13 protein-coding genes, 1 tRNA gene and 1 pseudogene are annotated in these 14,701 nt (G+C 39.7%); 8 read left to right on the top strand and 7 right to left on the bottom strand.

The window, feature by feature from the left end:
• Positions 1-40 precede the first annotated feature (40 nt).
• Entirely contained in the window at positions 41-1,282 is a 1,242-nt protein-coding gene (locus I2F31_RS03780) for a multifunctional CCA addition/repair protein (RefSeq protein ID WP_195768205.1), read from the top strand.
• Between the two features lie 2 nt (positions 1,283-1,284).
• On the opposite strand, the gene epmA is transcribed toward I2F31_RS03780, so the two are convergent.
• Together epmA and I2F31_RS03770 are read right to left on the bottom strand one after the other, a co-directional pair.
• Positions 1,285-2,262: an EF-P lysine aminoacylase EpmA gene (gene epmA / locus I2F31_RS03775; protein WP_195768204.1), complete on the bottom strand. Its 978-nt coding sequence runs from the start codon at positions 2,260-2,262 to the stop codon at positions 1,285-1,287.
• Entirely contained in the window at positions 2,255-3,319 is a 1,065-nt protein-coding gene (locus I2F31_RS03770; protein ID WP_195773480.1) for a 4-phosphoerythronate dehydrogenase, read from the bottom strand. The genes epmA and I2F31_RS03770 overlap by 8 nt, the downstream gene beginning before the upstream one ends.
• A gap of 305 nt (positions 3,320-3,624) precedes the next feature.
• Here I2F31_RS03770 and I2F31_RS03765 point away from each other — a divergent pair, with 305 nt between their 5' ends.
• A complete protein-coding gene (locus I2F31_RS03765; protein ID WP_195768202.1) occupies positions 3,625-4,452 on the top strand; it encodes an SDR family oxidoreductase in 828 nt (275 codons plus the stop codon).
• A gap of 53 nt (positions 4,453-4,505) precedes the next feature.
• Here the strand turns inward: I2F31_RS03765 and I2F31_RS03760 are convergent, their stop codons facing one another.
• A complete protein-coding gene (locus I2F31_RS03760) occupies positions 4,506-5,474 on the bottom strand; it encodes an AraC family transcriptional regulator (RefSeq protein ID WP_195768201.1) in 969 nt (322 codons plus the stop codon).
• A gap of 191 nt (positions 5,475-5,665) precedes the next feature.
• On the opposite strand from I2F31_RS03760, the gene I2F31_RS03755 reads away from it, so the two are divergent.
• From I2F31_RS03755 to I2F31_RS03745, 3 genes and pseudogenes are all read left to right on the top strand, one after another.
• Positions 5,666-6,673: a carbon-nitrogen hydrolase family protein gene (locus I2F31_RS03755; RefSeq protein WP_195768200.1), complete on the top strand. Its 1,008-nt coding sequence runs from the start codon at positions 5,666-5,668 to the stop codon at positions 6,671-6,673.
• Positions 6,674-6,678: 5 nt separating this feature from the next.
• Positions 6,679-7,740, top strand: a pseudogene (locus I2F31_RS03750) (phenylacetaldoxime dehydratase family protein).
• The gene (locus I2F31_RS03745; protein WP_195768199.1) at positions 7,741-8,604 is read left to right on the top strand and encodes a transporter; all 864 of its coding nucleotides are present in this window, start codon (positions 7,741-7,743) and stop codon (positions 8,602-8,604) included. It abuts the pseudogene before it with no gap.
• 39 nt (positions 8,605-8,643) lie between these two features.
• Here the strand turns inward: I2F31_RS03745 and I2F31_RS03740 are convergent.
• Together I2F31_RS03740 and I2F31_RS03735 are read right to left on the bottom strand one after the other, a co-directional pair.
• Positions 8,644-8,733 (bottom strand) — tRNA-Ser (locus I2F31_RS03740).
• Between the two features lie 121 nt (positions 8,734-8,854).
• Entirely contained in the window at positions 8,855-9,766 is a 912-nt protein-coding gene (locus tag I2F31_RS03735) for a LysR family transcriptional regulator (RefSeq protein WP_195768198.1), read from the bottom strand.
• A 118-nt stretch (positions 9,767-9,884) separates the two neighbouring features.
• On the opposite strand from I2F31_RS03735, the gene I2F31_RS03730 reads away from it, so the two are divergent.
• The gene (locus I2F31_RS03730; RefSeq protein WP_195768197.1) at positions 9,885-10,928 is read left to right on the top strand and encodes an aromatic ring-hydroxylating oxygenase subunit alpha; all 1,044 of its coding nucleotides are present in this window, start codon (positions 9,885-9,887) and stop codon (positions 10,926-10,928) included.
• Between the two features lie 39 nt (positions 10,929-10,967).
• On the opposite strand, the gene I2F31_RS03725 is transcribed toward I2F31_RS03730, so the two are convergent.
• On the bottom strand, positions 10,968-11,390 hold the full coding sequence (locus I2F31_RS03725; RefSeq protein WP_195768196.1) for a DoxX family protein: 423 nt from the start codon (positions 11,388-11,390) through the stop codon (positions 10,968-10,970).
• A gap of 302 nt (positions 11,391-11,692) precedes the next feature.
• On the opposite strand from I2F31_RS03725, the gene I2F31_RS03720 reads away from it, so the two are divergent.
• On the top strand, positions 11,693-12,664 hold the full coding sequence (locus I2F31_RS03720; RefSeq protein ID WP_195768195.1) for a PDR/VanB family oxidoreductase: 972 nt from the start codon (positions 11,693-11,695) through the stop codon (positions 12,662-12,664).
• A 52-nt stretch (positions 12,665-12,716) separates the two neighbouring features.
• On the top strand, positions 12,717-13,772 hold the full coding sequence (locus I2F31_RS03715; protein WP_195773479.1) for an aromatic ring-hydroxylating oxygenase subunit alpha: 1,056 nt from the start codon (positions 12,717-12,719) through the stop codon (positions 13,770-13,772).
• Between the two features lie 58 nt (positions 13,773-13,830).
• On the opposite strand, the gene kdsA is transcribed toward I2F31_RS03715, so the two are convergent.
• Positions 13,831-14,667 carry a 3-deoxy-8-phosphooctulonate synthase gene (gene kdsA / locus I2F31_RS03710; RefSeq protein WP_195768193.1) on the bottom strand — a complete coding sequence of 279 codons (837 nt, stop codon included), beginning with the start codon at positions 14,665-14,667 and terminating at the stop codon, positions 13,831-13,833.
• Positions 14,668-14,701: the final 34 nt, after the last annotated feature.

Here is a 14,701-nt window from a genome sequence, read left to right as displayed (position 1 = left end):
TATTCTCATGCATGATAATGCCAAGAATAGAGGTTTTTTCATGCGTGTTTATTTAGTCGGTGGTGCTGTTCGAGATCAGCTCCTTGGCCATCCTTATCAAGAAAAAGATTATGTTGTGGTTGGAGCATCACCACAACAACTACTCACCTTAGGTTATCAACCCGTAGGTAAAGACTTTCCTGTGTTTTTACACCCTGAAAGTAAAGAAGAATATGCGCTTGCCCGTATGGAAAGAAAAAAAGGGCAAGGTTATCATGGCTTTGAATTTTCAACATCGCCAGATATTTCTCTAGAACAAGATTTATTACGGCGTGATCTAACCATTAATGCGATTGCACAAGACCCGAGTACAGGGGAAATTTTTGACCCTTATGGTGGCAAATCAGACCTTGAGCATAAAATATTACGTCATGTCTCTAACGCTTTTGTTGAAGACCCGTTACGGGTACTGCGTGTTGCACGCTTTGCGGCTCGTTATGCGACATATGGCTTTAGTATTGCACCCGAAACACTACAGCTGATGCAAACACTCAGTGACTCAGGTGAACTCAACCACTTAACCCCTGAAAGAGTCTGGAAAGAAACTGCTCGAGCGCTCATGGAACCGCATGCGGAAGTTTACTTTAGCGTATTGCGTGATTGCGGTGCACTGAAAGTACTCTTTCCTGAAATTGATGCCCTATTTGGCATACCTCAGCGTCCTGAGTTTCACCCTGAAATTGACTGTGGCATTCATACACTAATGTCATTACAACAAGCCTGCCGTCAAAACTACAACTTAGATGTACGTTTTTCAGTACTGCTACATGATTTAGGTAAGGCACTGACACCAAAAGATATTTTACCAAGGCACACCATGCATGAAGCACGTGGTGTTGAACCTGTAACCGCTGTTTGTGAGCGACTAAAAGTACCCACAAGTACCAAAAAACTCGCGATCTCTGTATGTAAAGAGCATTTAAAATGCCATCAGGCACTGCAACTTAAACCAGGTACACTGTGGCGTTTGTTACAGCGTTTAGATGTTTTACGCCGCCCTGAAAAAGTGCTTGAGTTTATTCAAGCATGTGAAAGTGATGCGAAAGGACGTTTAGGCCTAGAAGATCGTGCCTATCCACAAGCAGATTATATGCAAGCAGCTATTCAGTGTGTACGGAACATTAAAGCACAAGATTTACCTACAGACATTAAAGGCCCCGATATTGGTGAAATGCTGATTACCAAACGCATCGAAGCCCTTGCAATACTTAAAGCAGATTTCTTAGCTAAGCAAAGCCAATAAAACTATGCCAAATGAGCAGGGAACGTAATCACCTGCTCTAAACGCATACGGCGTTGTATTACCATTAATAAACGATCCACACCAAGTGCAATGCCTGCACATGCGGGCATATGTGGTAAAGCCGCCAATAAGTGTTCATCAACTGGCATGGTCTTTAAACCTAGCTGTTCACGTGCTTGATTATCTGCATTAAAACGCATGCGTAATACATCGGCATCAATCAGTTCATCATACGCATTGGCAAGTTCTAAACCGTCTATATACAATTCAAACCGTGCGGCAACCTCTTCACCATCATCATCAATTCTTGTTTTTGCAAGTGATGCCATTTCAGGTGGAAAGTCTGTTAAAAATACAGGTGTATCAAATCCTAAGCTCGGCTCAACCATGTGAGAAAATAGTAAGTCTATATATCCTAAACGGTCATCGCCTAAATCGAGTGTTAAGCCAACACGTTGCGCCGTGTTTTTTAGCTGTGCAAGTGTTGCAGTAATGGGATTAATATCTAAACGGTCGAAAAAAGCATGTTTATAGCTCAGTACCATTGGGCGAATATCTGCAAAGCGTGTTACACAACACTGCTGTAATAACTCAGTGGTTTCATGCATAAGTTGCCGCAATGAAAAATCAGGGCGATACCATTCAAGCATAGTAAATTCACTATTATGCTTACGGCCATGCTCATCATCACGAAAGACTTTACAGATTTGATAAATCGGTCCACTACCACTGGCCAATAAACGCTTCATTGCAAATTCAGGTGAGGTTTGCAAGTAGTGTTGTTGTATTTTCCCTTGTACATGGCGAGCTGTTGCTACAGAAGCTAAATGCACATCTGTAACAGTTGCTGCAGAGATAATAGGCGTTTCCACCTCTAACACCTGCCGCTCAGCAAAAAAACTGCGTATGTGTTGATACAACATTGCACGTGCTTTGATTGCATCAAGGTCACACGTCGGTTGGTAGCTTAAATCAGGCATGAATATCAATTCCGTGTGATGCCCATTCTCTGCGTAATGGGTAGTTTTTACGTAATGCGTCAAATGCTTGTTGTGACACCATGCCATCTTGCACGCAGGCACATAAATTTTGGTCATCTTGGGCAATATTATAAATTTGACCCAGATGCTGTGCCAATGCGGTACGTAATGGCTGTTTAAATTGCTCACAATCTGGTAGTTGTGTTTTAAAATCTTTATTTGGGCTGTGTGATATATGATGACAAAATGCCTCATAAATCATTTGTGTGCCTCTTGCCTTACCTTCTAAGCTATAGCCTGCAATATGTGGTGTAACCAATTTCACCGCATTCAGTAAAGTCTGACTAATGTTTGGCTCATGCTCAAATACATCTAACACCACATCACGCTGTGTTTTCTCAATATCAGCTAAAAGTGCTTGCTCAGCAATGACCGCCCCTCTCGCACTGTTTAAAACAATTGCTTTAGGTTTTAATTGCGCAAAGGTCTGCTCATTGAACAAATGATAAGTCGCATGCTCCCCCGTATGTGTCAGTGGCACATGTATAGACACCGCATCCGCTTGCTGTAATAACGTCTCAAAAGCGACTTGCTGAATATGCTCACCTGACACAAATGGGTCATAACCAACCACTTGCCACCCCATTGCTTGAGCCACCTGTGCCAATCGCTGACCGACATTTCCCAAACCTACAATTCCCAAAGTAAAGGTTTTTTCTGCATGCAATAACTGTGGGTTTAAATGTAATAATGCAGTAACCACATATTCGGCCACCGCTTGTGCATTACAACCTGCCGCATTGGCCCAAGAAATTTTATGGTGTTCTAAATAATTACAATCTATATGATCTGTACCAATCGTTGCACTTCCAACAAACGTCACCTGACTATTTTGTAGTAATGCCTGATTTACTTTAGTCACTGAACGTACCAACAGTGCATCTATATCATGGACATCTGCATGAGTGAGCGTGCGACCAGACAGTGAGCGAACCTGTGCCAAATCAGAAAAAAAGTAATCTGTCAGTGCAAGGTTTTCATCTGCAACGATTTTCATAGCGTTAAAACCAAAAAATTATTCCCATTTATCATAACATTTTCAGCATTCAATCTTTTACAGCAATACATACTTTTTCGTATAGGAGTACATATCTTATGCCGAGTGGTTGAGTAAAAGTATTGTATCTTTTTATTAAAATTGAAGTTTTATCGCATATTGTATGCATATAATCAAAGCGACTCAGGCATTTGTCATAGCGTTGATGTCAGTAAATCTCAGTGCAATTGTAAAATATGGCACAGTCATTGCTATGATTTTTTTAAATATTTCATCTTAAAATACAATGCAAATGGAGACACTTCATGTCTAATTACGACTTAACTAGTGTAGAGCAAGTAAAAAACTTTCTTCGTGAAGACTATAAAGGCACAGGCAAACTGGCAGGAAAAGTTGTTTTAGTTACCGGTGGGGGTACGGGTATTGGTCGTGCAATTTCTATGCACGCTGCCACTGAGGGTGCAGATATTGCCATTACGAGCCATACATCATCAGGCGAACAAGCACTATCTGTAAAAAAATGGGTAGAAGACTTAGGCCGTACCTGTCGTGTGTATGAAGTAGACTTAGGTGATAAAGATGCTTGCTATAAATTTGCAGATGATGTTCTTAAAGACTTTGGTCGTGTAAACGTACTTGTCAGCAACGCAGGTATGCAATCACCCAAAGAAGACCTCACGACAGTATCTGATGAGCAATGGAAAAAAGTATTTAATGTAAACCTAGATGCCATGTTTTACCTAAGTAAAGCACTGTTACCGCAGTTTGAATCAGGCGACTCAATCATTAATGTATCTTCAGTCAATGCATATATTGGCTTAAAAGAACTTGTTGACTACTCATCAACCAAAGGTGCAATGACCAGCTTTACCCGTGCATTGTCTAACCAACTTGCACCGAAAGGTATTCGTGTCAACAATATTGCACCTGGCCCAATTTGGACACCAATCCAAAACACATGGGGACAGATTGACAAGTCTAAAATTGATGATCTAGGTAAAGACACACCGATGCAACGTGCAGGTCTACCCTGTGAAGTTGGCCCAAGTTTTGTGTTCTTAGCCAGCCAAGATGGGTCTTACATTACAGGTCAAACCATTCATATTAATGGCGGTATTATGGTAAATGGTTAAGTAATTAGCCGTAAGTCTTTGAAATAGGGTGTTTAATAACACCCTATTTTTATTTAAACCCACACACGATCAAGCCTGATTTCCGATGGTGTTACTGCAAATCTTTTTTTAAATTCTCTTGAGAAATAAGACATATCTGTAAAGCCAAAACTATATGCAATTTGCTGTATGCTATACATTTGGTGTGATGTACTTTGTAAAGCATCCTTACTTTTTTGTAACCGATTCAACAAAATAAACTGACCAAATGTCGTTTCTTGTGTTTGAAATAACTTACTGACATAACGAGCACTGACTTGAAATTGCTGTGCAACCCGATGAATGTCAAATGTACAGTCATGTAGATTTGCCAAAATGAAGCTTTCAATCTGTTCAAATAAAAATATTTTCTTCCGAGGTTTCACGCTCTGGTAACTGTCTTCAACAATACAGCTCATCATATTTAGTACATGATCACTAATTAAATCTTGTTGAGGATAAGATAATGCACCAGCATGAAAAAACGCTTTAATATAATTGCAGGCAAATGGGTATAAGGCATGGTCTGTACCAAAAGCAACGCCACAAATATCTTTCACTCGCCCTAAACGCCGTGAAAACTCCACTCTAGGAATTGAAATCACAATTTGCTCAAATGCTTGAGCTAAGTTTAAATCATACTCTTGAGTCGTATCGTAAAAAGCAAATTGTCCCTGTGTCAGATTTAATTCTTGTTGATTATAGACAAGCCCCATACTCCCCTTGAGCATTAAGCTCAAAAGCACAACGTCTTGTTGATTCGTATTCATTTTATTTTTTCGTCGCTCTACATGCTGAGACTCACCTTGTACATGTACAATTCCCAGTTTAGAGCATGATCTAGCATCTAAACTCCCCCAAAACTGTGGTGACTGAATGGCACAATCTAAAGGTACAAATGCCTGACTAATCGCATACTGCCAATAATCACTTTGTTGCTTTACATCAACACGGCGTGTATCAAAACACTCAGAAGTTGTATTTGGTAAAAGAATCGATCCCATAGCACCAGTCACTTTGATCTATAATCTCTATAAAATAAAAGCAAATCTCATACCAAAAGCCAAGAGATTCCAGATACTTATCAATGCCATTCTCTCTCATAACATCACTTGTTCCTTCTCAGAATATCTAAATAAACAAAGCTTGGTTTATAAAAGTTACTCCACAGACCAAAGACAAAAAAGAGTGATAAATGACCAATTTAATTAAAGTTGCCTGCGTACAAGCAGCCCCTGTTTTTATGGATTTACAAGGGACTGTCAATAAAACAATTCAACTGATTGAACAAGCAGCACAAAATGGTGCACAACTGATCGCTTTTCCTGAAACATGGATTCCTGGGTATCCGTGGTTCTTATGGTTAGATACCCCTATGGCAAATGTGCCAAAAGTCTATCAATACCATCAAAATTCACTTGAACTAGACAGTGACACTGCGAAAAGCATTCAAGAGGCCGCAAAAAAGAATAATATTTTTGTGGTGCTTGGCTTTAGTGAGCGTGACCATGGCAGTTTATATATTTCTCAGTGGACAATTAACAATCTCGGTGAAACAGTATCTACTCGCCGTAAACTTAAAGCCACTCACGTAGAACGCACCTTATTTGGTGAAAGTGATGGTAGCTCAATTCGTGTGGATGAAACCAGTTTAGGCCGTATTGGTGCACTTTGCTGTTGGGAGCATTTACAACCCCTTGCCCGCTATGCCATGTATTCACAGCATGAACAAATTCACATTGCTGCATGGCCAAGTTTTTCATTGTATCAACCACAAATGGCTTCAATTGGGCCAGATGTAAATATTGCGGCTTCTCGTCTTTATGCAGCAGAAGGCCAGTGCTTTGTCATTTCACCATGTGCCACTGTTTCTAAAGAGATGCAAGACTTTATGTGTGAAACAGAAGAGCAGAAAAAATTGCTTGCTGTAGGCGGTGGCCATGCCCGTATTTTTGGGCCTGATGGTCGTGATCTAGTGACACCACTTGCCGAAGATGAAGAAGGCCTATTATATGCAGACTTAGATCTCAGCCATATTACGATTGCTAAAACAGCGGCTGATCCTGTAGGTCACTACTCTCGCCCAGATGTTTTTCAGCTAATCTTTAATAAAAGTGTAGCCAAAAAAGTCATCACTAAGCAAGACTACGAGCAAGAGCAAACCGAAAATACTGTTGCCATTGAAGACCATGCTGAGGGCTAAACAAGATGGAATCTGCTATTCCTAAACATTTGGAGCAGAAACGAACTTGTCCACGAAACTTGGTAGATAATAATTATCTACCACCGTTTCCAGCATGGACAACTCGCTTTGAAACCAATGCCAAACAATTTACAGTGGCTTATTTTGCAATTCAATCTACAACTGCAATTGAGTATAGCAAGCACCAAATATTTACACAGTATTTCAAAGGCCAATACCAACCACAGTATTGGGTTCCTGCAACATTTATAGATGCCCAAAACTATCATCATTTGGTGATTACAGCCTACTGGTTAGACGTAGAACCTTTTGACTTTTGGTGTAAGCAATCAGGTTTTCAAACATGGTGGAGTAATAACGAGCGAGAGCGTGAACAATATGGTTACTTTTTAGAAGTTTACTATCCTAAAATCACTGAGTTTGAAACCATTTTTTCAAACCCCAAAACACCCGAAGGTATCGCTCACCTTGCCCAAGGCATGAGTGATGAAATGCAAGAACATGCTTATTATGGCAGTATGCGAGACCGTTTACCTATTGCACAGACCTCTACAATTCAAGGTGAAGATGGGCATTTTTCAGTTGTAGGCACTTCAAATCAGGCCGTACGTATTCAGCTTAAAGGGAAATAAAACCTAAGCCTTATTCGTTCAGGCCAAGATTGGGAAGGCACCGAAGGCAAAGAAAGAGCACTATATTTAAATGATGTTGAACCAATTTTACGTCAAGGCATGGATTTTTTAGCCAATGAAGGGGTAACAGAAGGCTGTTTTAACTGTCGTTACATGACTGTACTCGACAAAAATACAGGTAAAAAATGCAATAAAACTTTTGGCTTGGCTTATTTTAGTGACTTAGAACACCTAGAACATTGGGCAAAATCACACCCAACACACGTCCAAATTTTTGGTAGCTTCATGAAATATGTACAAGAGATGAATTTTCAAATCAACCTCAAACTATTTCATGAAGTCATGAGTATTCCTTCACAATCACAATACTTTGAGTACATACACTGCCATGACAAAACAGGGCTTTTAAATACGCTGCCATTTGGGGAGTTATAAATGAAAAAAACACTTTTTACTGCACTCACTGCAATCGCTGCAAACCATGCTTATGCACTTGAAGTACAACCCGGTGACTTCGAAGCACTGCCCAATGGTACAGCGATGGGGCTCCTGTATTATAACTATACCTCTAGCAAGGACTTATATGTCAATGACAACCAAATATCGAATAATGCTAAACTCAAAGCCAATGCTGGATTAGCACGTTTCATTTATGCCATTCACCCTATACCCAATGTAAGTATTGAACCACAAGTGATTCTTCCTTTTGGACGTGTTACCACAGGCGGAGACATTGCGGCACTGGGTAAAACAACTGCAATTGGTGATGTTGTTTATGGTATGCCAATTAAATATATTCCCAGTGCAGCACCAAAACATACTTTTGGGATTGCTCCATTTATAACACTACCTACAGGAAAATATGACCACAATAGTGCATTAAACTTGGGCGAAAACCGTTGGAATACGATTGTACAGTTGGCATGGTTGTATCATATACACCCACAATTTACTTTAGAAAATATTATAGATGGTACAGTTTATGGCAAAAACTCAGACTACTTAGGCCACGCTGCGTTAAAGCAAAAAACCAAATATGAGTATCAAAGCTATTTACGTTACAACATTTCACCTACAACTGCATTGGGCATTGGTGGGGGTTGGATTTGGGGTGGCGAAACAAAAGTGAACGACGTTAATCAAGATAATCGCAGTAATACCATTTATGGAAAACTGGTTGCCACACACTTTATTACACCAAAGCTTCAAGTAAATATGAGTGTAGGAAAAGACTTTAAAACCGAAAATGGTTTTAAACAAAATATAGATACGTACTTACGTTTTGCATATTTATTTTAAAATAAAAAAGCCCTGACAATGTCAGGGCTTTTTTGAATTTGGCGGAAGCGGTGAGATTCGAACTCACGGAGGGGGTAAACCCTCGTCGGTTTTCAAGACCGGTGCATTAAACCGCTCTGCCACGCTTCCATGTGCGGTATGATATAAACCTTCTGAGCATTGATCAAGTTATTTTATGACTTAAACCACTCAATTGCATAGAGTTTCGCCAATTTTGAGTTTTTAGATGATAAATCAAGCAATTCCACAGTTAAATTACCTTAAATTGCTCTAACTTACTCATCAATAACTGAATTAAAATCTGTGATGCACGAGATAATTGACGTTTAGGTGCAATACACAATGCTACAGTTAAAGGCTGTACCCCTTTTTCTTTGAGTGGAATAAACACCAATTCACCACGCTGGATTTCAGAATACGCATCTAGATAACTCAAAATAGAAATACCCATATTTTTTTTCAGCAATGACAACATCAAGCGAATATCGGTACAGGTTGTCACTTGCTTAGGATTCAACTGATTCCGCTTATAAATTGCAGTCACACGGTCATGAATCACCAATGGTTCATCAGCAACAATATGACGCTCATGGTAAGTCATCGACAATGATATTTTTTCTTCACTTGCAAGCTCATGTTGTGGTGACATGATAAAGCCCAAAGGCATTTCCACAAATGACAAGACATCTAAATTGGTACGCTGAATTGGGTCTAAAATCACCCCAAAATCGATATCAGCATCAACAATTTTTTTGGCAATCACATCACTATTATCGACTTGAATATTAAAGTTTAACCAAGGGTAGCTTTGTCGCATTTCATCAATCGCATCAATAATTAAGCCATCACTGAGTGCAGTAATCAGACCAAAATCTATAGAGCCTCGCTTTAAACCTTGTATTTCATCAAAGCGTACACACGTCTGTTGAAAATCTTTTTGCCACTTCAAAAGATCGGCATATAAAAGCTCACCTGCCAAAGTCAATTTTAACCCTGTTGGCAAGCGCTCAAATAACTGTACACCTAAGCTCTCTTCGGCCAATGCAATTTGCCGATGCACCGCAGACACAGAGATAAACAATAGATCAGCCGCACGGCGTAAGTTACCTGTACGTGCAACAGCCATGAAGTACTCAGAAAACCGAGAAAATGGAATAGTCATGTGATTCTAAAAATTAGAACAGATTGTTGGAATCATTGTAATAGACGAAATGCTTTTTTAAAACCATATTATCTACAACAAGTAAAACTCACCCACTGAATACATAGGCAAGTTTAAAATGAACGCACCGATTACAACGAAAAATATTCAACTTCCTGCACACTGCTCATTTACCGCAAATGATTGGTTACTGTTATCACAATACTGGTACCCTGTGGCTCGATGTGCAGATATCACACAAAAGCCAATGAAAGCGGTGTTATTAGATGAACAATTAGTCATTTACCGTGTGAAAGATGAAATCGTGGTTGCTAAAGACGTATGCCCACACCGTGGCGTACCGCTCACCCTAGGTACGCACGACGATGAAGGCGTCATTTGTCCATATCACGGTTTACGTTTTGGTGAGAAAGGCCACTGTAACCGCGTACCCTCTAGTCCAAATCAAAATATCCCCAACAAACTCAACCTGCTAACCTTTCCTAGTGTTGAAAAATATGGTCTGATTTGGACCTGCTTACAAGCAGACACTCAAACGCAAGTGCCCGATATGCCATTGTGGCATGATGACCATGTGCAACACGTGGTTTGCCCACCTGTAGACGTGGCAGGCTTTGCAGGTCGTCAGGTCGAAGGGTTTTTAGATGTTGCCCATTTTGCATGGGTACACAGTGGCACATTTGCCGATGCCAATAATCAGGAAGTGCCTGATTACACCCCTGTAGAAACAGATTTTGGCTTTGAGGCTGACTACTGGAGCACTGTGGGTGATTATCCTGCAAGCCATGAATTTAAAGGAGATCTTGGCTTTAAATGGCTCAGACACTTCAAATTACATGTACCATTTACGGCCACACTCACCATTCATTTCCGCAACCAAGGGAAAATGGTCATTATGAATGCAGCTTGCCCTATTTCAGCCAAGCAAACACGGTTGTTTGCCCCACTGGTTAAAAACTTTGACTTAGATGACAATGAGCAAGACATCATTGACTACAACATTAAAATTTTTGAAGAAGACCGCATGATGGTAGAAAACCAAAAGCCTGAACGCCTACCACTTGACTTAACTTTAGAAGCACACATTCCTGCAGATCGTAGCTCAATCATGTTTAGACGCTGTCTAAAAAAGGCAGGTTTTGGCGACTTCTTCTTGGTGTAAATAAAAAAGCACTGCATTCGATTGCAGTGCTTTTAGGTCTTAACGCTTATCGAGCGATATTGCACCTGGGCCTGTGATCATAAGCAATAAAAAGCCACCAACAATGCTTATATTTTTATAAAAATTAATGGCATTTGGCATTACGCTATCGCCCGTCAAGCTCCAATATGGGTGACCAATAATCGCTGTACCTAGTGTGTACAATGCTAAAATTAAGGCCAATGGACGTGTATAAAAACCAAGGACTAATAAACCAGCAAAAACCACTTCAATTAATACCACAACAGCCGCAGTGACTGCAGGCAGTGGCAGGTGTAAAGCTGTCATATAGCCAATCGTGCCACTAAAGCCCAAAAGTTTTGGAATACCAAACTTAATAAATAGAAAAGCAAGTAAAATACGTGCTAACAATAATACAGCGGATTTTAATGTGCCTAATTCAAAATAGCGTAATGTGTTCATCAGTAAATACCTCTCATTTTGTAATGTATGTCATATTATTAAGTGTATTGTTTTAATTTTTTATTAAAAGATAAAAAATAATACACAGTGTTCTATATCTATAACGGCAAAGTCATATATACCGCAAACCTCAGCTAAAATAAAACCAACTGTTCCATTTTTTAGAACAACTAATACAAAACATTGAAATAGACAGAACACCAAAACCAAGAGATACTTTCAAATAGAAAGCAGCCATGATGCTTGCAAAAAAACATGGTCAGCCATCTTATTTCAATAATTATGTATAGAAAGGTCAAGCTATGGAAAATATCCATGTGATTGTTGACAGTATGTCCCGTCAAGGTTGCAATAATATTGCTGTCACCCTTGTCCCTGTAGACAACAATGCCACGCTACCCGAATGGGAAGCAGGCTCACACATCGACCTTCATTTACCCAACAAACTTATTCGTCAATACTCACTGACAGGTAACCCGCAAGACACTGGCCACTACCAGTTGTGCATAAAAAAAGAAGACAGCTCTCGTGGTGGTTCTAAATACGTACATGAGCAACTACGTGTCGGCCAAACGATTGAAATTTCAGCACCACGCCAAGCATTTGCCATGCAAGCGGCAGAAAATTACTTACTTATTGCAGCAGGGATTGGGATTACACCTATTTTGTCTATGGCAGAAGCTTTAGAAGCTAAATCCCAACCCTTCACTCTACTCTATTATGTAAAAAACCATACATTTGCAGCCATGCTTCGCCGTTTAAACATGGGTTTTCAGCATGGTACAGTACAGATTTTAAGTAGTGATGATGGTCAAAGCTTACGATCAATCACACCAGAATTATTACAAACGCCACAAGCCAACACACAAATTTACATGTGTGGCCCTGAAGGCTTTATGGCACATTTTACCGAGGTTGCAACAACGCACGGTTGGCTAAATGAGCAAATTTTTACAGAGGCATTCCACCCACCTGCACTCAATAAAAGCAGTGAACTTGATGCAGATACATTTATTGTTACGCTTAGATCAAGTGGGCAAAGCTATACCGTACCTGCAGATAAGACCATTGCCAATGTTTTACAAGAAAATGATATTTATGTGCCTCTATCTTGTGAAATGGGCATGTGCGGTGCTTGTCTCACCAAAGTACACTGTGGCGAGATAGACCACCAAGATACTGTACAAAGCGATGAAGAAAAATGTGCAACAGAACAGTATATTGCCTTATGTTGTTCTCGCGCCAAGTCAGCCACAATTGAAATAGACCTCTAACTATTTCAGTAGCCAACACTAAAAACCACTTTAATTTTTGCTAGGTGCCTTTATGAATGCTATACCTACAACCAATTTACTCAGTCGCCCATGCTACAGCCAATTTGACCCAAAAGACTGGGATATTTTGGCACAACATTGGTACCCTGTTGCTCGAATTCAAGACATCAGCACTAAACCTCAACAAGTTACTTTGCTTGATGTAAAGCTTGCGGCCTATCAAACAGAAAGTGGCGAAATTCATCTTGTCAGAGATATTTGCCCTCACCGTGGTGTACCTTTAAGTAAAGGCTGGGTTGAAGGTGAAGAAATTATTTGTCCGTATCATGGCTTACGTTATGATGGCTCAGGGAAATGCACCAAAATTCCTGCACAGCCTGACTTAGTTAAAATTTCAGACCGTTTCACCCTATCGCAATTCCCTGTTATTTTAAAATATGGTTTGGTATGGACAAGTCTACTTAACAGAGATATTGAAGAGGCCAACCTCCCTGTTTTAGACACATGGGAATGTGAAGGCCATCAACCAATTTTACCGCCATTTGTAGATATTGACGGTTCATCAGGCAGACAACTTGAAGGTTTTATTGACGTTGCTCACTTTGCATGGGTGCACCATGAAGCCTTTGCAAGCAGAGACAATCAAGTTGTACCTAAGTATAAAACTGTAAAAACCCCTTATGGTCTACAAACAGAATATATTAGCGATGTAAGTAACTATCCTCATGGTATGCAACACCTTGCACCTGAAGGCTTTTTATGGAAACGCACCTTTGATGTGTATCCACCATTTTCAGCGGTACTCACAGTAGACTTTCCAGAAGATGGCGTATTAAAAATTTTAAATGCTTGTTGCCCAATGTCACATAACAAAACACGTTTGTTTGTTCCACTGACACGCAACTTTGATACTACAGGTGACTTACAAGCCGTATATGACTTCAACGCACAAATTTTTGAAGAAGATCAAGACATGGTTGAGTCACAAAAACCAGAAGAGCTTCCTTTAGATCTAACAGCTGAAGCACATTTTGAGGCTGACCGTTCATCAACCATGTATCGCCGAATTTTGGCAGATTGGGGACTCAGTCGTAGATATACAGTGTAAAGCAAAAAGGCGAAACATCATGTTTCGCCTTTTTTACATCAATAAAAACCAGGATTTTTTAGAGTTTATTAATCAATGCATGTATATCTTTGAGTTCTTTCACAAGCTCAAGCATATCAGCTAAAGGAATCATATTGGGCCCATCACTCAGTGCAACTGATGGATTTGGATGTGTTTCCATAAATATACCATTCGCACCTACAGCAAGTGCTGCTTTTGCTAATTTAGGCGCATACTGAGAATCTCCTCCCGAAGTACCACCCAATGCACCTGGTCGTTGTACAGAGTGTGTCGCATCAAACACTAAAGGTTCATCTAGCGTTAATAATTCTTGTATTCCTCTAAAATCATTAATTAAATAGTTATAACCAAATGATGTGCCTCGTTCACAGACCAAAAGATCATGATTACCAAACGATTTTACTTTATTTACAACAGCGATCATTTCTTGTGGGCTTAAAAACTGCCCTTTTTTAATATTAATTGGCTTACCAGCTTGTGCAACTCTTCTTAAAAATTCCGTTTGTCTCACTAAAAAAGCAGGTGTTTGAAAAATATCGACTACTTCACCAACTTCATCAAAATTTGTATATTCGTGGACATCACTTAAAATTTTAAAATTAAATTGTTTTTTGACGGTATCTAAAATTTGTAATGACTCCTGTAAAGGCAGTCCTGTAAAACTGTTTATTGATGTCCGATTGGCTTTAACAAAGCTGGCCTTAAAGGCAATATCCACACCTGTTCTATCTTGAATATGTGCTAATGTCTCAGCAATTTCCATGGTCACATCATAGTTTTCTACCACGCATGGACCAGAAAATATAAATAAACCATTTTTATTGGTATCTTCATTTCGTTGAGGAAAAATTTTACTTAAAACATTAGAGTTCATATTACTCTCTTAAAAATGATCTTGAATACATGAC

Source organism: Acinetobacter rathckeae (genome assembly GCF_015627125.1).
Lineage (GTDB): Bacteria > Pseudomonadota > Gammaproteobacteria > Pseudomonadales > Moraxellaceae > Acinetobacter > Acinetobacter rathckeae.
This window is presented reverse-complemented; position numbering and strand designations above follow the sequence as displayed.